The organism is Coprobacter tertius, from assembly GCF_024330105.1.
GTDB lineage: Bacteria > Bacteroidota > Bacteroidia > Bacteroidales > Coprobacteraceae > Coprobacter > Coprobacter tertius.
This window is the reverse complement of record NZ_JANDHW010000007.1, coordinates 157720-177251: the sequence shown is the minus strand read 5'-3', so window position 1 is coordinate 177251 and position 19532 is coordinate 157720. Positions and strand designations below refer to the sequence as shown.

The following is a 19532-nucleotide window of genomic DNA, read 5'->3' as shown; positions in this document are numbered from 1 at the left end:
AAAACGTAGCGTGGTATATTTCATCTAATTCATACTTTGATAATCGATACTGGTAGTTTCAGACCGTCGAAATCGAGGTCTGTAATTTCGCCAGGTAGTTCCATGGTTATCTCTATTGTATTGGCCAACACTTGTTTGGCAATATAATCTTTATAGTCTTCTACTGCAGAATTTGTTTCTGGGTTGGATGATACATATACTTTTATTTTATCAGTAATATCCAAACCGCTCGATTTCCTGATATTTTGTATCCGGTTAACCAGTTCACGGGCGATACCTTCACGTTTCAATTCTTCGGTTACTGTAATATCGAGAGCGACGGTGATTCTGCCTTCGTTTGCAACGAGCCATCCGGGGATGTCTTCCGAAATTATTTCTACATCTGATAATTCAATTGTTGCTTGTTGATTTTCAATTTCAAACGTAAAAGTACCGGCATTTTCAAACATTAAAATATCTTCCTGAGACATTGAAGAAATGGCGGTAGCCAATTGTTTCATAATTTTACCGTATCTCGGACCTAATTTTTTGAAATCAGGTTTAATACGTTTTACCAATATTCCGGCGGCATTGTCCACAAACTTCATTTCTTTTACGTTTACTTCGCTTAATATAAGCGGTTTTACGGCTTCGATATGTTTTTTCTGACCTTCGTCGAGAACCGGAATCATAAGTGTGGTTAGCGGTTGACGCACTTTGATATTGACCTTTCGGCGTAAAGCAAGTACCATAGAAGTTATATCCTGTGCGATTTTCATTTGTTCCTCGAGTTCTTTGTCTATGTATTCTGTATGGGACTCAGGGAAGTGTGCGAGGTGGACCGAATCTGAAGCTCTACCCGTCGATGTTGTCAAATCGGTAAATAATCGATCTGCAAAGAAAGGAGCAATGGGAGCCATTAACATCGATACGGTCTCGAGACAAGTGTACAATGTCTGATATGCCGACAGTTTATCTTTATCCATTACACCACCCCAAAATCGTTTACGGTTGAGTCGAACATACCAGTTACTCAAGTTATCGTTCACAAAATCCGAGATTGCACGGCCGGCGCGGGTCGGTTCGTAATTTGCGTAATGTTCGTCTACTTCTTTAACTAAGGAATTTAATAAAGAGAGTATCCACCGGTCGATTTCAGGGCGTTCATTTACGGGTATGTCCGGTTCGCTATAACTAAATCCATCTACGTTTGCGTACAATGCAAAAAATGAATATGTATTATATAAGGTTCCGAAAAATTTACGACGTACTTCCTCTATTCCTTCCAAATCGAATTTAAGATTATCCCAAGGTGATGAATTGGTAATCATATACCAGCGCAATGGATCTGAACCGTATTTTTCGATCGTAGAAAAAGGATCTACGGCATTGCCCAGGCGTTTCGACATTTTATTTCCGTTTTTATCTAAAACAAGACCGTTCGAAACAACTGCTTTATAAGCTACGCTATCGAATATCATGGTTGCCAAAGCATGTAATGTAAAGAACCAACCGCGAGTTTGATCTACGCCTTCTGCGATAAAATCGGCTGGATAAACTTCCCGGTTATCAAAAATTTCTTTGTTTTCGAAAGGATAATGTATTTGAGCATAGGGCATAGCACCCGAATCGAACCAAACGTCTATCAGATCGCTTTCCCTTTTCATCGGTTTCCCCGAGGGAGAGATAAGTATAATATCATCTACATAAGGCCGGTGCAGGTCTATTTTATCATAATTTTCTGTACTATAATCTCCCGGGGTAAATTGGGGGTATGGGTTTTCTTTCATCACACCCGCAGTGATTGCTTTTTCTATTTCGTTGTATAGCTCTTCTACCGAACCGATACATATTTCTTCTGTTCCATCTTCTGTTCGCCAAATCGGTAAAGGAGTACCCCAATACCGGCTACGTGAGAGATTCCAATCTTGCAAGTTCTCGAGCCATTTCCCAAAACGTCCGCTTCCGGTAGATTGAGGTTTCCAGTTTATAGTATTATTCAGTTCTATCATGCGTTCACGACAAGCGGTAGTACGTATAAACCAACTGTCGAGAGGATAATATAATACGGGTTTGTCTGTGCGCCAGCAATGAGGATAACTATGTACGTGTTTTTCTATTTTAAAGGCTTTATTCGACTGTTTCAACATTACCGAAATGTCGATATCGAGAGTGGTATCGTCTTCTTTTAATGAACTGTCATAGGCATTTTTTACATAACGTCCTGCAAATTCTTTATAAAGATCGACATTCACACAATTTTTAACGAACTCGGGATCAAGATCTTCAATTGCGTAAAATTTACCGCTCATATCTACCATCGGACGCTGGTTTCCGTCTTTATCGATCATCATCATCGGAGGAATGCCGTTAATTTTAGCTACTCGATTATCATCTGCACCAAAAGTAGGAGCAATGTGTACGATGCCGGTGCCTTCTTCTGTAGTAACAAAATCACCTGGTATTACTCTAAAAGCGCCTTCTCCAGGGTTTACCCATGGTATTAACGGCTCATATTCCATTCCTACCAGATCGTTACCGGTATATTCGGCTACGACTTTATAGGGTATGAGTTTATTTCCCGGTTTATAATTTTCGAGTTCGAGATCTTCAGCTTTAGTATTGAAAAGCGTATGTAATAGATCTTTGGCGACAACTACACTGATAGGTGCTCCGGTGTAAGGGTTATAACTTTGTACAACTACGTAACTTATGTTCGGCCCAACACAAAGGGCTGTATTCGAAGGAAAGGTCCAGGGGGTAGTGGTCCAAGCAAGAAAATAAGGTTCCCCGAAATTTTTCATTTCCGGTTTCGGGTTTTTCATTTTAAACTGACCGATACAAGTCGTATCTTTTACATCGCGGTAACAACCTGGTTGGTTCAGTTCATGTGTACTTAAACCTGTTCCTGCGGCGGGTGAATATGGTTGTATAGTATATCCTTTGTACAAAAGATTTTTTTTGTAAAGTTGCTTTAATAACCACCACAATGTTTCGATATAGCGGTTATCGTATGTAATATACGGGTTGTGCATATCTACCCAATAACCCATTTTATGGGTAAGGTCTTCCCATTCATGTGTATATTTCATGACATCTTTACGACAGGCAGCATTATAATCTGCAACCGAAATCGTTTTGCCGATATCTTCTTTCGTAATTCCTAAAGCTTTTTCTACGCCGAGTTCTACTGGTAATCCGTGCGTATCCCATCCGGCTTTACGTTTTACATGAAAGCCTTTCATGGTTTTATAACGGCAAAAAATATCTTTTATAGATCGTGCCATTACATGGTGGATTCCCGGCATTCCGTTTGCTGAGGGAGGACCCTCGTAAAAAACAAATGACGGACAACCTTCACGCGTTTCCAAACTTTTATGGAATACATCATTTTCATCCCATGTCTTTAGCACTTCTTTGTTAATCTCTGACAAATCGAAGTGTGAATATTCGGCAAATTTCTTATTCATATTTTGATCCTAATATATCTTCTTTCAAAAATTGCGACGAAGGTACGAAAAATAGGTGAAAAACGGAAATGCGTATAATAAATAATTACCGAAGATTATTCGGTAGCATGGTCTTAAAATCCAAACAAATAGGTATTACGAAATGCCGCAGCTTTAGCTGCGGCATTTCGTAATACCTATGTAAGTAAAATTCAAGTATTTTTATTATCGGCCTTTTTTAAAATTCTTAATTTATAGAAAAACCATATGGCCGAAATACCTGTAATTGCTATACTTATTGTTACAGAAGTTGCATAAGGTAACCCTATACCGATCGGGTCGAAGAGAATATAGGCGAGTACTACGGTCATCATAAATAGTGCGGGGATAAGGGTAACCCAATAAAATTTATTTTTTTTCGTAAGATATACCGTAATTGCCCAAAGAGTAAATACAGCCAATGTTTGGTTACTCCAGGCAAAATATCTCCAGATAAGTTCGAATCCGTCTTTATCGGCGAGACTGTAAATTAAAATTGCAATCGCAATTATGAAAATAGGAATACAGATAATCAATCGTTTTATAATACTTCGCTGATCGTAATGTATAAAATCAGCAACGATGAGTCTTGCCGATCTCAAGGCGGTGTCGCCTGAGGTAATCGGTGCAGCAATGACACCTAATATTGCAAGAAATCCTCCGAATACACCCAGCCATCCTTCCGATATTTTTTGTACTATAACGGCTGCTTTTCCGTTTATGTCCGATTCATGCCCGGTAACACCAAAAGTTTGCTGGCCTTCGGGACTAAAAAAATAAGTGGCTGCCGCTGCCCAAATAAGTGCTACGATACCTTCGGTAACCATAGCTCCGTAGAAAATGGGGCGTCCTTGTTTTTCATTGGTCATACAACGTGCCATTAGAGGTGATTGTGTCGCATGAAAACCCGATATTGCTCCGCAGGCTATGCTTATAAAAAGCATTGGAAATATGGGAGATTCTGCTGCTTGTGGATGCATATTTTTCAATCCGTCGGTGATTTCAGGAATATCCGGAAATTTTATGAGTAAAACACCTAATATGCCTATAGCCATAAATAAAAGTGCGACTGCAAATAAGGGATAAATTCGCCCAATGATTTTATCGATAGGGAAAAGGGTCGCGATAATGAAATAAATAAAAATTACATATATCCAAAAAGTACTGTTTAAATGTTCTGGAGTAAGCATGGCGAGCAACTCAGCAGGTCCGGCTACGAAGACTGCGCCGACGAGAATCATGAGAATTACGGTAAATGCGCGCATGATTTGTTTGGTTGTTAAACCAAGGTATCGACCTATTGTTTCGGGTAAACTTTCACCATTATGACGTAATGAAATCATCCCTGCGAGATAATCGTGCACAGCTCCGGCAAAGATAGTACCGAAAACGATCCATAGGAAAGCGGAGGTTCCGTAACGGGCTCCCATAATGGCCCCGAAAATGGGACCTAATCCCGCGATATTTAAAAATTGTATCATGAATATTTTCCACTTAGGGAGAGGAACGAAATCGACACCGTCAGGATTGGCGACAGCAGGTGTTTTTCTATTTGGTTCGATTCCGAAAATGCGTTCAATAAGAACTCCGTAAATAAAATAACCTGTGATAAGAATCAGCAGGGCGATGCAAAAAGAGATCATAATAAGATTTGGGTTTAAAAAATTATTTTGACAATGATGCGGCTAATGCTTCGGCACATCGTTCGCCATCGATTGCTGCAGAAACGATACCACCTGCATATCCGGCACCTTCTCCGCATGGGTATAAGCCTTTTATCGTGATGTGTTCTAATTTTTCCTTGTCTCGGGGAATGCGTATCGGAGAAGAAGTTCTACTTTCTACTCCTATCATTAATGCTTCCCTGGTTAAAAAACCTTTCGATATTTTACCGAAATATTTAAATCCTTCTTGTAAACGGGTGGTTATAAATTCCGGCATCCAAAAATGAAGGGGAGAGGCAATGACTCCCGGAGTATATGAAGTTTCCGGAAGATCGAATGATCCTTTACGGGTTACGAAGTCTGTCATTCGTTGTGCCGGGGCGGTTTGTTTGCAATTCCCGTTTACATAACACAATCTCTCGAGTTCTTCTTGGAATTTCATTACGGCTAAATTTCCATGTATTGAATAGTCGGGAATATCTTCAGGTTTTATCTCTACCACCATTCCCGAATTTGCCCATTTCGATCCTCGGTGTGAAGGCGACATTCCGTTTACGACTATTTGTTCGGGGCCACTTGCCGCTGGTACGATAAAACCTCCTGGACACATGCAGAAGGAATATACTCCTCTTCCTCCGATCTGTGTTACAAAATTATATTCTGCCGCCGGAAGGTATTTCCCTCGTCCGTTTGGGTTATGATATTGTATTTGGTCGATAAGATCCTGAGGGTGTTCGAGGCGTACGCCTACGGCTATACCTTTAGCTTCTATGGGAATACCCGAATTGTATAGATGATAATATACATCACGGGCCGAATGTCCAGTTGCCAGAATTACTTTACCAGTATATATTTTTCCTTTGTGAGTTTCTATTCCTATTATTTCTCCGTTTTTTATGATGAGTTTATCCATGCGGGTATCGAAGTGAACTTCTCCACCTGCAGAAATAATCTGGTTACGTATGTTTTCGATTATCGACGGTAATTTATCGGTTCCTATATGTGGATGTGCATCTGATAGAATAGAAATGCTGGCTCCGTGTTGACAAAGAATATGAAGGATGCGGTTTACCGATCCTCTTTTTTTACTTCGGGTATAAAGTTTTCCGTCTGAGTATGCGCCTGCACCACCTTCACCAAAACAATAGTTTGATTCGCTGTTTACTGTTTGGTTACGACTGATAAGGGCAATGTCTTTTTTTCGATCATGTACATTTTTCCCCCGTTCAATAATAATGGGACATATCCCGAGTTCTATCAGACGTAATGCTGCAAATAATCCGGCTGGTCCTGCACCTACGACGATAACTCTTTCTTTTTCTTCTACGTTAGGGTAAGTTATGCGCTTAAACTCATCGTCATCGGGAATTTCGTTTATATAGGCTCTTACAGAAATGTTTACGTATATAGTCTTTTGGCGCGCATCAATCGAGCGTTTCAACGTATGAACTGCTTTTATAGAATTTAAATCGATGCCACGACTTTTACTGATATATTGTGCGATAACCTGTTCAGAAGCTGCCTGTTGCGGCAGAAGCCTTAACTGTATTTCTTTTATCATTTTTAATTGGTTATGTTTATCCGAATAGTTGTCTGAAAGCTTCTTCTACTTTTTTTACAGGGATAATCTCGATGTTAAGTTTTTTCGAATCGAATCCTTTCAGATTATTATATGGAATAACAATGTGCCCGAATCCTAATTTTTCGGCTTCGAGAATTCTTTGCTCTATCCGATTTACCGGTCTTATTTCTCCCGAAAGTCCTACTTCTCCTGTCATACAGGTTTGGCCTTCAATAGCTACATCCATATTTGAGGAAAGTATGGAACTTATAATCGCCAGATCCATAGCCGGATCATTTACTCTTAAACCGCCTGCAATATTTAAGAATACGTCTTTTTGTGCCAGTTTAAAACCGACTCGTTTTTCGAGAACCGCTAAGAGCATATTCATACGTCTCAGGTCGAATCCAGTTGCAGAACGTTGAGGAGTCCCATAGGCAGCAGTACTTACCAATGCCTGCGTTTCGATCAGGAAAGGCCGGATTCCTTCAATCGCGGCTGCGATAGCTACACCGCTTAGTCCTTCATGATTTTGTGATAGTAATAATTCCGACGGGTTACTTACTTCCCGGAGTCCGTTTTGTCGCATTTCGTAAATACCCAACTCTGCTGTGCTTCCAAAACGGTTTTTTATCGAGCGTAATATACGGTACATATAATGTTGATCTCCTTCGAATTGTAAAACAGTATCCACAATATGTTCCAGAACTTTTGGTCCAGCGATACTGCCTTCTTTATTAATATGTCCGATGAGGATAACCGGGGTTCCCGTTTCTTTTGCGAATTTTAAAATCGATGCTGAACATTCCCGTACTTGGGATACACTACCGGGAGAAGATTCGATAGTTTCAGTTGAAATGGTTTGTATCGAATCGATAATGACGATATCTGGTTTTGTATTTTTAATGTGTACGAAAATATTTTCGAGGGAAGTTTCGCATACGATATAACAATCCGCATTGGAACTATCTAACCGGTCGGCTCGTAGTTTCAATTGTCGTGCACTTTCTTCTCCGGATATATAAAGTATTTTTTTATCAGCTATTCCCAAAACAGTCTGCAATACAAGTGTAGATTTGCCGATTCCAGGCTCGCCGCCAATAAGAACCAGTGATCCCGGAACCAAACCGCCCCCTAATACCCGGTTTAGTTCAGTATTATGCAGGTCGATACGTACTTCCTCGCTGGTAACGATTTCGTGAAGCCGTAGCGGTTTTATTTTTCGATTCTCTTCAGAGACATAGACTGTTTTATTTACTGGTTTTTTTGTTAAGACTTCTTCGACATAAGTATTCCATTCTCCACAAACGGGACATTTCCCGATCCATTTTGGAGAATCGGCGCCACAACTGCTGCATACATATACCGATTTATTTTTTGCCATTCTTCTAATTTCTGGTTGATAAGGCAAATATATTACTTTTTATAAAAACACAGGGATTATCGTATAATAAATAACTTGTTTTACAAGCTCCCTATATCTTGTATTACTCGGTATTAGGGCAAAAAAATATGAGTTCAAAAAAATGCTCAGAATTAATTAACGGTTATTTCTTTACTCCAGGTAAGTCCGCTGATATCGGTAAGAATCAATACATATTTACCTTTAAGAAGATTTTGTATTTTGGGATCTCGAATCTTTATTTCGGCTTTACTTCCGAGAGGGATTACTAAACTGTGTTTTCCCGGTTTGATTTTTGCGACATATTTGTTTATAATATTTTGGGGTGGGAATTCAGCCAGTTCATCTCCGTTTTTTTGGTATACAATATTTCCATTAGGGGCTTTTAAAGTTAATCCAATTAAAAAAGATCCGTATACGTCTACTCCTTCGGTGCGGTATATTGTGAATGAGAGAGTCTCATTTTTAATGGCACTTTCGGTTATTTCAATTTTGGGCTTTACCGATTTGTTATGTAGTTTTCCCCATACACCACCGTGAAAAACCTGATTGGTGAATAGTGAGAAACCAAATACTAACACTGTACCCGATAAGAATACTTTTTTTAATATTTTATCATTTACAGGCAGTGCACCAGAAGTAATCCAGGGGATGTATTTGTTTTTTTGAAAAAATTGAACTTTGTTTGATAGCAATGCATCTAATGAATATTTACCACCTCCGGTAAAAAATAGTGTGAATCCTGCAGCCATTCCTAAAATACCGATTTGCCACTCATCTAAACAGGTTGTTCCTAACCATCCCGATCCCGAGAGTATACCGACTGCAAGTAGAAATATACCGATGCTCATCAATCGGGTTAAAAAACCTAACATGAATAATAAACCGACAATACCTTCGATGATTGTAAATATGATCATTGCCCACCAAAGTAAATCGGGGTTACTTACCAAATATTCTATTATTGGTTTTATTCCGATCGAATTAGGTAAGAAGTGGTTGAATTTTTCACCTATATATCCGGGATCGTCAGGAATTAGTTTATTTTCAAGAACTACTCTTCTCCAGAATGCCGAAAAATAGGTCCATCCTACAATTAATCTTAATGATAAAGTAAACATTCCCGACAGGGCATAACTGCCAATTTCATCTTTTTTGTTTAAGTTTCCCATAATATTCTATATTTTCATATAAATATAAATTTTATTTTTTAATAATATGGTGTATATATTTATGTTATTGAAAAATAAGATAAATAAACAATAGTTAATGGTAAAAGCTTATTGCATGCATGCCGCATGATTTTATACATTTTCCGCATTCGATGCATTTTTCCTCGGAGATTTGTGGTAATTGGTTCCCGACTTGTGAAATAGCTTCTTTAGGGCACATTTTTATAAGGGGACAACGATGATTTTGTGGACAAAGGTCTGGATTTATTTTAATTGCCATGTTGTTATTATTTATTGAAAATATTGTTTTACTTGAGTTGTTTCTCAAATATCATTGCAAATATACAAATATTTTCTTGTAGAAAAATATTCTATTGGAAAATAAATATGTTAAATTAAGTAATGAGAAAAAATGTAAGTCGAAAAAATCAACTTCTTATTTTTTAACTTACAGCGTGTAAGTCTATAAATAAATATCATTCAATAAACTTGAGATTATTATTTTTTCTATCAGGGAATAAGGATAACTTTTCTTCTTTTACTACTGAACTGTAAATTACAGCAAGGGGCTATCCGACTTTTTGGACAGCCCCTTAGTATTTAAAAATTCAATACGATATTATTCGTCGAGTAAAATATCAAGAATTTGACATGCCGCTTTAGAAACAGAACTACCCGGGCCGAATATTGCAGCTACACCCGCTTCATATAAGAAATTATAGTCTTGTGCGGGTATTACACCACCAGCAATTACGATTATATCTTCTCGACCGAGTTTTTTAAGTTCTTCGATTACTTGGGGTACCAATGTCTTATGTCCTGCAGCCAAGGAAGATACTCCTAAAACATGTACGTCGTTTTCAACAGCTTGCCGTGCAGCTTCTGCCGGGGTTTGAAATAATGGGCCCATATCGACGTCAAATCCACAATCGGCATAACCTGTCGCAACCACTTTTGCACCGCGGTCGTGTCCGTCCTGGCCCATTTTTGCGATCATGATGCGGGGTTGACGACCTTCTTTTTTCGCGAATTTTTCGGCCAGTTGAGTTGCCCTGATAAAATCGGCATCTTGTTTTGTTTCTGAAGAATACACGCCTGAAATAGTTCTTATAATTGCTTTATAACGTCCTACGACAACTTCGCAGGCATCAGATATTTCTCCTAAAGTAGCTCTTACTTTTGCTGCTTTTACGGCAAGGTCGAGCAAATTTCCTTTTTTTGTTTTTACACATTCTGTAATTGCAGCTAATGCTTCTTTTACAGCGTTTTCGTCACGGTGAGCTTTTAAGTCGTTGAGACGTGCGATTTGCTGTTTTCGTACCGAGGTATTATCCACTTCGAGAATATCGATCGGATCTTCTTTCTCGAGACGATATTTGTTTACGCCGACAATCGTTTGTTTACCGGAGTCGATTCGGGCTTGTGTGCGGGCGGCAGCTTCTTCGATCCGTAATTTAGGTAATCCCGTTTCGATAGCTTTCGCCATACCGCCGAGTTTCTCGATTTCCTGAATGTGTTCCCAGGCTTTATGCGCCAATTCGTTAGTCAGCCATTCTACGTAATATGATCCTGCCCAAGGATCTACCTCTTTAGTTACATACGTTTCTTCTTGTATATATATCTGGGTATTACGGGCGATACGAGCTGAAAAATCGGTTGGCAGAGCAATCGCTTCATCGAGGGCATTGGTATGTAGCGATTGCGTATGACCTTGTGCTGCACCCATTGCTTCTATACAAGTACGTCCTACATTATTAAAGGGATCTTGTTCGGTCAAAGACCATCCCGAAGTTTGTGAGTGAGTACGCAACGCTAATGATTTAGGATTTTTAGGATTGAATTGTTTTACGATTTTCGCCCACAACATACGTGCAGCACGCATTTTAGCAATTTCCATAAAATAATTCATTCCAATTGCCCAAAAGAATGATAACCGGGGGGCAAATGAGTCGATATCCATTCCGGCATTTACTCCGGCTCTCAAGTATTCAAGCCCATCGGCCAATGTGTAAGCCAGTTCTATATCGGCAGTTGCGCCGGCTTCTTGCATATGGTAACCCGAAATAGAGATCGAATTGAATTTAGGCATATATTGCGAAGTAAATTCAAAAATATCGGCGATAATACGCATCGAGAATTCGGGAGGATATATGTATGTATTACGTACCATAAATTCTTTCAGAATATCGTTCTGAATCGTACCGGCCATTTCTTCCAGTTTGGCACCTTGTTCGAGTCCGGCATTGATATAGAAAGCCATGATTGGTAAAACAGCACCGTTCATGGTCATAGATACAGACATTTTATTCAAGGGTATTCCTTCGAAAAGTACTTTCATGTCTTCGAGGCTGCAAATGGAAACGCCGGCTTTACCTACGTCTCCTACTACACGTTCGTGATCGGCATCATATCCCCGGTGTGTCGCAAGATCGAATGCCACCGACAATCCTTTTTGGCCTGATGCTAAATTTCGTCGATAAAATGCATTCGATTCTTCTGCTGTTGAAAATCCGGCATATTGACGTATCGTCCATGGACGCATTGCGTACATACCACTGTACGGCCCTCTTAAAAAAGGTGGTAAACCAGCTACATAGTTAAGATGTTCCATACCTTCGAGATCTTCTTTGGTATAGATGGGTTTTACCGGGATTAATTCCGGAGTAAGCCATGTCGGCTGTTCCGATTTTGGTGCGTTATTATTACAGTTTGAAACTGTAAACGCATCAGTTGTTATATTTATATTTTTGAAATCAGGTTTCATTTTTCTGTGTCTTTCGATTAAATTGATAATTTAGCGTTAAATGCCTGCAATGTTTCGAGTACGTTACTGCGTACATTTATAAATTGGTCTATGCCTTGAGATTTCAATTCTTCCATGCACTCGGGAGCTCCGGCGATAACCAGAATAGCTTTGTCTCCTAGTACTTTTTGGGCTTCGGGTGCTAATGTCGCGTATTCTTCATCACTCGAACAAAGAACGACGATATCGGCTTTGGCTTTTATTGCGGCATCGACGCCTGCTTGTATAGTATCGAAACCGAGATTGTCGATAATTTTATATCCAGCGCAAGCGAAGAAGTTACTAGAAAATTGTGATCGAGCCAGACGCATTGCCAAGTTTCCGATTGTGAGCATAAACACGTTGGGACGTTTGCCTGATTTTTCTGTTGCCAGTCTTAATGTTTCGAAGTCACTCGCTCCGCGGCTGAAATTGAGGGTGGGGAAGTCAGGAATACATCCATGTGATTTGCAACCGCAACCATTCGATTCTTTTTTAATCTTTTGAAAGGCGGTTTCGTTGAAGTTAGGGTACTGGTTCGTTCCCAAAAGAATTTCTTTTCGTTTGGCAATAGCAGCGTGTCTTGCTATTGATGAGGCATTGATCTGATCTTGTATAAATCCACTTTTCAATGCCTGATAGAATCCGCCTTTATCTTCTGTTTCGAGGAATAGTTTCCACGCTTGTTCTGCGATCGATACGGTAAGATTTTCTATATAATAAGATCCTGCTCCAGGATCGACTATTTTATCGAAATGAGATTCTTCTTTTAATAAAAGTTGCTGATTTCTGGCAATCCTTTCCGAGAAATCATCAGGCTCTTTATAAGTAATGTCAAAAGGTGTTACCGTAATAGAGTCTACACCCGATAATGCTGCAGACATAGTTTCGGTTTGAGAACGTAATAAATTTACATGCGCATCATAAATTGTCATATTAAATTGTGAGGTTTGTGCATGTATTTTCATTTTGGGAGCACAACTGCAAGCAGGTGAATAGGCCGATACGATTTGTGCCCAAAGCATTCTGGCGGCTCTGAATTTGGCGATTTCCATAAAATAATTAGAGGAAATGCCGAAGTTGAATTTAATTTTTTTAGCAACATCATCTGCACTCAAGCCTGCGTCGGTAAGAGAGGATAGCCATTCGTTTCCCCAAGCAAGTGCAAATCCGAGTTCTTGGGAAATATAAGAACCCGCATTATTTAGCAGATATGCGTCTACAGAGAGTATGCGATATTTGGGCAATCCTGCGGCTGCTTTAATAAGATCTGCAGCTAATGAGGCTATGCCTTCGAAGTCGCGACCATGTTTCAGCAAACGTTTAAAAGGATCATAGTTAATCGAACCCTTTGTTTTTTGTGTATCAATTTTTTGTTGTTTAAAATACTCACTAAGAATTTCCACTAATTTTTTTGCATGTTTTACGCATGAGTGAAAATTGAGTTCTGTTGTTTCAGGATCGATACCTTTTAGCAAAAGGGCGATTTTCTCGGAAGTGATATTTTCTGCTTGTAGATGGAATCCGATCGAATTGATACCTTTACCCAATATTTCTTTTGCTTTTGAGTTTGCTGATATAACATCGGTAACCTCTATTTCTTGTCTGATAAGCCAGTCGTTGTTATCTTTTGTTCCTCTGATATAGGGATATTCACCCGGTTTAGAGTTTGTTATTCTCAGGTTTTCGGTATCTTCTGCCCTATACATAGGTTTTACACTGAAACCTTCGTTTGTGCGCCACACGAGTTTCTTATTAAAGTCGGCGCCCTTCAGGTCTGCTGTCACTTTTTCCATCCATTCTTCGGTACTAACCGGGGGAAATTGGTCGAACAGCTTTTCTCTACAATCTGCCATAGTGTTTGTCTGTTAGTTTTTTGTGATTTAAGTACAAAAAGACTTTCTTCGCCGTTGCCATATAGTCCTATTCTATAAAGGACGGTTTTCCGGCAATTTTTTATTTTGCCGGTGCGAAAGACCTACACAAAAATAGGTATTCCTTTTTAATAAAGAAATTTTTCTATAATAAAAACAATGAAATGATGTGTTTTTGGTACCGTTTTACAAGATAGAATATAACATCAATTTTTAGATCTTATCCATTTTAGCAGATCATGATAATTGTTTTTCTTTCCGTACATCAATATTCCGATACGATAAACGCGTCCTGATGCCCAGATAGAGCAGATCGCTGTTCCAGCCAGAATTAACAGGGAAAGAATGATTTGCCAAAAAGGAACTCCAAACGGAATTCTTACCATCATTACGATAGGAGAAGTAAATGGAATGAATGAACACCAAAGAGCAAGCGGCCCATCAGGATTTTGAGCGCTATATAATCCTGTATAAAGTGCAAAAATGATGAGGACTGTAACCGGTATCATAAATTGTTGTGTATCTGATTCGGTATCAACAGCCGATCCGATTGCAGCGAAAACGGATGCATAAAGTAAATAACCTCCGATAAAATAGAATATAAAGGAAAAAATGAGGTTTGTAAAGGGTATGCCTGATATCATTTGTAAGATTTCGTTATTTTGTATCAGTGTGGCTGATGTCAGTTGTCCGGATGCAAGAGCTGAAATTTCTGAAATACCGAATGTTATGCCGAAAAAAATAATAAGAATGGAAAAAAGTATTAGCCATAGAAAAAGCTGGGTAAGCCCGACGAGTCCAACAGCAATGATTTTGCCGAACATGAGGTCGAATGGCCTTACTGAGGACACCATAATTTCTACAATGCGGTTGGTTTTTTCTTGCATTACGCTTTGCATGATTTGTGCCCCATAAAGGAGTAGAAAAAGGTAGATGATCAAAGTACTGGACATACCGATCAAAGTAGCAAACTCGGCTGAGGTTTCTTGCCTGCTACCATCTTGGTTAAGAACGATAGTCGGTATATCGATATTGATTTTTGTATTTTCGATAATTTTTTTTATTTCCGGTATGTTATAGGATAGGAGTTTTTGTTCACCTAACCATTGGTTCATTCGGTCTTGTATCGATTTCTTAAAGTCGAGACTTACCTGTTTATCTGAATATATGGCGATACTTTTCGGGTGGGTAAGCAAATTATCGGTAATTACTATATACGCGTAAGGTTGATCAGTTTGGCGGTCGGGGTAAAAGTTGTTTTTCGAGTAACTGAATGTATAATTATCGGAAGATCGAAACACATCGGCATATAGTCCTGTGCTGTCTATCACATAAATGTTACGTGTTGTGTTATCGGAAAAAGAAGAGAGCCATAAAGGGACCATAATCAAGGAACCCATTAATAAAGGGGCTAAAAAAGTCATCAGAATAAATGATTTTTTCTTTACTCTGTTAATATATTCTCGTTGTATGACAAGACCTATTTTTTTCATTTTATTTCTTATGATTTTATATCGCCGGACGTTACCGCCTCAATAAAGATTTCGTTCATTGTAGGAAGAATTTCTTCAAATGCGGTAATGTCACAAATATTAACCAGTTCTTTTAATATTTCATTTGATCTTATGTCTTTGTCTTTTTGCAGAAAAGTAATTTGTTTGTGTTTGTCTTCCAGTTGAGAGAGAATATGAAAATGTCTATTATCAGAAACCGGTATGAGATTATTGCTTTCGATACGGAAAATATTTTTTTTATGGGATTTACGGATCGAATCTACATTCCCTTCGAGTATGACATGTGAATGATTGATTAAAGATATTTCGTCGCAAAGTTCTTCTACCGATTCCATGTTATGGGTAGAAATAATAATTGTCGTCCCCTTTTTTTTAAACTCTAAAATTTCCGATTTCAGTAAATTGGCATTTATCGGATCAAATCCACTAAAAGGTTCGTCCAAAATAAGTAGCTTCGGACTGTGCATTACCGTTACAATAAATTGTATTTTTTGCTGCATTCCTTTCGATAGTTCGTCGATACGTTTGTTTTCCCATTCACCGATACCGAATTTTTCAAGCCATCCATGCATTTCTTTCGAAGCATCGTTTTTACTCATTCCTTTTAGTCGGCCGATATAAATAATATGTTCTCCAACTTTCATTTTTTTATATAATCCACGTTCTTCTGGCAGATAACCGATATATTGTACATCTTTATCTTGTAAAGAATGTCCATTGAAAAATATTTTGCCTTTGTCTGGTAATGTTATACGGTTGAATATACGAATAAGCGAAGTTTTGCCTGCTCCGTTGGGACCCAGTAATCCGTATATGACGTTTTGGGGTACTTTTACTGTTACATCTTCAAGTGCTGTGTGGCGAGTGTAATTTTTAGTAATATGTATGGCTTCAATACAATACATGTTCTATTTTTATGAAGGGTTAACTATGCGTTCTCCTAATTGTTTGGCAAGGGCGGCTTTTACTTCGTATAAGGTAGATAATTCAGACATAAGACTGTTTACTTTTTCCAAATCCTTAGTTTTGCCCGCTTTTTTTAATTCATCATTTATTTGTTTGATATTTTGGCATACGATTGCGTTTTTAAGTTCGTATAAAGCTCTGGGAACTAAGTCTGCCAAACGATCTTCTTCAGTATCTATTTTTTGAAATTTAGTGTGTATTTTACTTAACTGATATTTTTCACTAATCATATCTACAGCTAATTTACTGATATTTTCATCTGGATGTGTCAAGAAATATCGTTCGAGGTGTTCACTGTCTTCTTCAAATTTTTTAACAGCGACTTCTGCCATATAACGGTATAATGGATGCTGAAATTCTATCTCGTCATTCTTCAGATCAGCAATGATATAAGGAATCACTTTCCATTCGATGTTTTCATTTGTATTTTCGTCTTTTACTGTAAATAATATGTGACGGCCATAGCGTACCATATAGCGTATAAGGGTACGTTCGAATGAATCTAAAGGAGAAGATTTTCTTTTTTCTTTTACGGTTTCTGGTGTCGTTTCCGGTAAATTTTGTTCTGTTTCTGCACCGGTTTCCTGATCTTTATTTTCTTTTTCAATCGAGGTATTTATCGGAGGAGTTTGTTTTTGGGTGAGTAAATCGAATTTTTTTTTGTTTACTTCTCTCAATAGAACTTCTTCGTTGATGTCCATAAGGCGGCTGCATTCTTTGGTATATACCGAACGAACAATAGAATCGGGTATAATCGAAATACTTTGAACGATGTCTGAAATTAATGCAGCTCGTTTTATAGGGTCATCTCCTGCTGATTGGAGTAATAAGTTGGTTTTGAATCGTATAAAATCGACCTCGTTATTTTTAATATATTCTGTAAAAGACGAGGCGCTTTGTTTTTTCGAGAATGAATCGGGGTCGTCTCCATCGGGTAGCAGTACTACTTTAATATTCATCCCCTCTTTAAGTATGAGGTCGATACCTCGTAACGAGGCTTTTATCCCAGCTGCATCACCATCATATAAGACGATAATATTATTGGTAAAACGGTGTATAAGACGAATTTGCCCGGGGGTAAGCGATGTTCCTGAAGAAGCTACGACATTTTCGATTCCTGCTTGATGCATAGATAATACATCGGTATAACCTTCTACAAGAAAACAACAGTCATTTTTAACGATTGCTTGCTTGGCTTGATATATCCCGTAAAGTTCGTTGCTTTTGTGATAGACTTCTGATTCGGGTGAGTTGACATATTTTGCCAACTTGTCGCTTTTTTTCAGGACTCTTCCTCCGAAAGCAAGTACTTTGCCGGATAAACTAAAAACCGGGAAAATTACCCTTCCTCTGAAACGGTCGCTGATATATCCGTTTTGACCTTCGAGACAAAGGCCGGTTTTTATCAGATATTCTTGTTTAAATCCTTTTTTTTCGGCTTCTTTAACCAACGCATCGCGTTGCTCGAGAGAGTATCCTAAAGAGAACTTCTTTATAATATCATCTCGGAAACCTCTTTCGTGAAAGTATGCCAAACCAACCGATCGACCTTCGACATGATTGAAGAGTATATTCGTAAAATATTCCTGTGCGAAATTATTGATGATGAGCATGCTTTCACGGTCGCTTTGTACCTGTTTCTCTTCATCACTCAGTTCCCGTTCCTTAATTTCTATATTGTATTTTTTTGCCAAATATTTAAGGGCCTCATAATAAGACATCTGTTCGTGTTCCATAATAAAATGGACGGGGCTTCCGCCTTTACCGCAACTAAAACACTTACAAATGCCTTTTGAAGGTGATACGCTGAAAGAAGGGGTCTTTTCGTCATGGAACGGACATAACCCAATGTAGTTTACTCCTCGTTTACGTAAGGTCACGAAATCGGAAACTACATCAAGTATGTTGGCAGCGTCGAGTATTTTATCTACTGTTATTTGATCAATCATAGAAATATTCTCTCCTTTATGCGACGAAGATAATGAATTATGATGGAAAATAGGAGGGAGATAGCTATAGTTTTTTACCTTTACTTTTTCATCGTAATAGAAAATTTTATGAATTACAAAAAAAAATGATTATTCCATGTTACGTTTTTTTTATTACTTCGTTTCATATTAAAATAAAGTTTTGATAAGGATCGGTAATCCGGGTCTTTATCCCAAATTGAAAATGAGTCACGAACCGTTAGTTATAACTTTCATTAAGCAGAAAAACAAACTGTTGAATATTGCCGGCAATTTTCTGGGGAACAGAGAAGATGCTTCTGATGTAGTACAGGAGGTTTTCTGTAGGCTTTGGCCCATTAAGGATCGTATAAAAACAGAAAACGAGGCGGCTTCGATGGCTGTAAAAACAGCTAAAAATATTTGTATCGATCGGTTGAGACGCGAGGATAGCTTGTATTTTTCGAAACTTGACAAAACACAAGATATTGGGTCTGGTGAATATATTCAGCAAAATTTTGAAACTCGGGAGACTTTTTTAATCGTTCGCCAAATTATAAATGAACATCTTTCTGTTTTACAAAGGCAAATACTTGAAATGAAAGATTTTGAAGGATATGAAATTGAAGAAATATCGCAAAAGCTGAATATGCAGCCTACAGCAGTGCGTATGAATTTATCGAGAGCACGTAAAGAAATTAGGGACCAGTATAATCGTATTGTACATGAAGATAGATATAATGGGTAACAATAATGATAAAAGATATGTCGATTGGGAAGAACTGATCGGACGGTATTATGAGGGAGAAACCACAACGGAAGAAGAACGTTTACTTCAGGAATACTTTATGGATTCTCGTTATACAGCTAAGCACAATGCGGATAAAGCCGTAATATCTTATATTATGATGGGAAAGCAATATACCCAAATGGATAAAAAAAGGAAAAGGATCGCTCATTACCGTATTTCTGTTGCTTCGACTGTTACGGCAGCAGTGATTGCAGGTATTGTTTATGGGATTTTACCATTGCGTAATGACTATATCGCTTATGTATATGGAACACGTTATACAAAAAAAGAAATTGTTGAAGAGCAGCTACGAAAAACATTATCCGTTTTTCCGGTTTGTGATCACTCGGTAGAGGAAGAGTTATCTGGTATTTTCGATCCGTTGATTCCGTAA

At 38.4% G+C, this 19532-nt stretch carries 13 protein-coding genes; 2 read left to right on the top strand and 11 right to left on the bottom strand.

Annotation, left to right across the window (positions count from 1 at the left end; translation table 11 throughout):
- Positions 1–29: 29 nt before the first annotated feature.
- The 11 genes from ileS to dnaG all read right to left on the bottom strand — a co-directional run bounded on the left by ileS (position 30) and on the right by dnaG (position 18351).
- Complete coding sequence (gene ileS, locus NMU02_RS08915) at positions 30–3449, bottom strand: isoleucine--tRNA ligase (protein ID WP_255027474.1); 3420 nt, start codon at positions 3447–3449, stop codon at positions 30–32.
- Between the two features lie 191 nt (positions 3450–3640).
- On the bottom strand, positions 3641–5110 hold the full coding sequence (locus NMU02_RS08910; RefSeq protein WP_255027473.1) for a carbon starvation CstA family protein: 1470 nt from the start codon (positions 5108–5110) through the stop codon (positions 3641–3643).
- Positions 5111–5132: 22 nt separating this feature from the next.
- Complete coding sequence (locus tag NMU02_RS08905; protein WP_255027472.1) at positions 5133–6692, bottom strand: NAD(P)/FAD-dependent oxidoreductase; 1560 nt, start codon at positions 6690–6692, stop codon at positions 5133–5135.
- Between the two features lie 16 nt (positions 6693–6708).
- Entirely contained in the window at positions 6709–8076 is a 1368-nt protein-coding gene (gene radA, locus NMU02_RS08900; protein WP_255027471.1) for a DNA repair protein RadA, read from the bottom strand.
- Between the two features lie 152 nt (positions 8077–8228).
- Positions 8229–9266: a TQO small subunit DoxD gene (locus tag NMU02_RS08895; protein WP_255027470.1), complete on the bottom strand. Its 1038-nt coding sequence runs from the start codon at positions 9264–9266 to the stop codon at positions 8229–8231.
- 94 nt (positions 9267–9360) lie between these two features.
- Positions 9361–9546: a 4Fe-4S binding protein gene (locus NMU02_RS08890; RefSeq protein WP_494337085.1), complete on the bottom strand. Its 186-nt coding sequence runs from the start codon at positions 9544–9546 to the stop codon at positions 9361–9363.
- Positions 9547–9885: 339 nt separating this feature from the next.
- Positions 9886–12030 (bottom strand): methylmalonyl-CoA mutase, encoded by a 2145-nt coding sequence (gene scpA / locus NMU02_RS08885; protein WP_255027469.1) that lies wholly within the window; start codon positions 12028–12030, stop codon positions 9886–9888.
- 17 nt (positions 12031–12047) lie between these two features.
- A complete protein-coding gene (gene mutA / locus NMU02_RS08880; RefSeq protein ID WP_255027468.1) occupies positions 12048–13904 on the bottom strand; it encodes a methylmalonyl-CoA mutase small subunit in 1857 nt (618 codons plus the stop codon).
- 224 nt (positions 13905–14128) lie between these two features.
- The gene (locus NMU02_RS08875; protein WP_255027467.1) at positions 14129–15415 is read right to left on the bottom strand and encodes an ABC transporter permease; all 1287 of its coding nucleotides are present in this window, start codon (positions 15413–15415) and stop codon (positions 14129–14131) included.
- Positions 15416–15423: 8 nt separating this feature from the next.
- On the bottom strand, positions 15424–16341 hold the full coding sequence (locus NMU02_RS08870) for an ABC transporter ATP-binding protein (RefSeq protein WP_255027465.1): 918 nt from the start codon (positions 16339–16341) through the stop codon (positions 15424–15426).
- A gap of 9 nt (positions 16342–16350) precedes the next feature.
- On the bottom strand, positions 16351–18351 hold the full coding sequence (gene dnaG / locus NMU02_RS08865) for a DNA primase (protein ID WP_255027463.1): 2001 nt from the start codon (positions 18349–18351) through the stop codon (positions 16351–16353).
- A 181-nt stretch (positions 18352–18532) separates the two neighbouring features.
- Here dnaG and NMU02_RS08860 point away from each other — a divergent pair, with 181 nt between their 5' ends.
- The gene (locus tag NMU02_RS08860) at positions 18533–19096 is read left to right on the top strand and encodes a GFO_1088 family ECF-type sigma factor (RefSeq protein ID WP_255027462.1); all 564 of its coding nucleotides are present in this window, start codon (positions 18533–18535) and stop codon (positions 19094–19096) included.
- Complete coding sequence (locus NMU02_RS08855) at positions 19074–19532, top strand: PG0215 family putative anti-sigma factor (RefSeq protein ID WP_255027460.1); 459 nt, start codon at positions 19074–19076, stop codon at positions 19530–19532. The genes NMU02_RS08860 and NMU02_RS08855 overlap by 23 nt, the downstream gene beginning before the upstream one ends.

Bases quoted from the DNA above. Each gene is read 5' to 3' on its own strand.
- ileS (WP_255027474.1), bottom strand. From the start codon at position 3,449: ATGAATAAGAAATTTGCCGAATATTCACACTTCGATTTGTCAGAGATT.
- NMU02_RS08910 (WP_255027473.1), bottom strand. From the start codon at position 5,110: ATGATCTCTTTTTGCATCGCCCTGCTGATTCTTATCACAGGTTATTTT.
- NMU02_RS08905 (WP_255027472.1), bottom strand. From the start codon at position 6,692: ATGATAAAAGAAATACAGTTAAGGCTTCTGCCGCAACAGGCAGCTTCT.
- radA (WP_255027471.1), bottom strand. From the start codon at position 8,076: ATGGCAAAAAATAAATCGGTATATGTATGCAGCAGTTGTGGCGCCGAT.
- NMU02_RS08895 (WP_255027470.1), bottom strand. From the start codon at position 9,266: ATGGGAAACTTAAACAAAAAAGATGAAATTGGCAGTTATGCCCTGTCG.
- NMU02_RS08890 (WP_494337085.1), bottom strand. From the start codon at position 9,546: ATGGCAATTAAAATAAATCCAGACCTTTGTCCACAAAATCATCGTTGT.
- scpA (WP_255027469.1), bottom strand. From the start codon at position 12,030: ATGAAACCTGATTTCAAAAATATAAATATAACAACTGATGCGTTTACA.
- mutA (WP_255027468.1), bottom strand. From the start codon at position 13,904: ATGGCAGATTGTAGAGAAAAGCTGTTCGACCAATTTCCCCCGGTTAGT.
- NMU02_RS08875 (WP_255027467.1), bottom strand. From the start codon at position 15,415: ATGAAAAAAATAGGTCTTGTCATACAACGAGAATATATTAACAGAGTA.
- NMU02_RS08870 (WP_255027465.1), bottom strand. From the start codon at position 16,341: ATGTATTGTATTGAAGCCATACATATTACTAAAAATTACACTCGCCAC.
- dnaG (WP_255027463.1), bottom strand. From the start codon at position 18,351: ATGATTGATCAAATAACAGTAGATAAAATACTCGACGCTGCCAACATA.
- NMU02_RS08855 (WP_255027460.1), top strand. From the start codon at position 19,074: ATGAAGATAGATATAATGGGTAACAATAATGATAAAAGATATGTCGAT.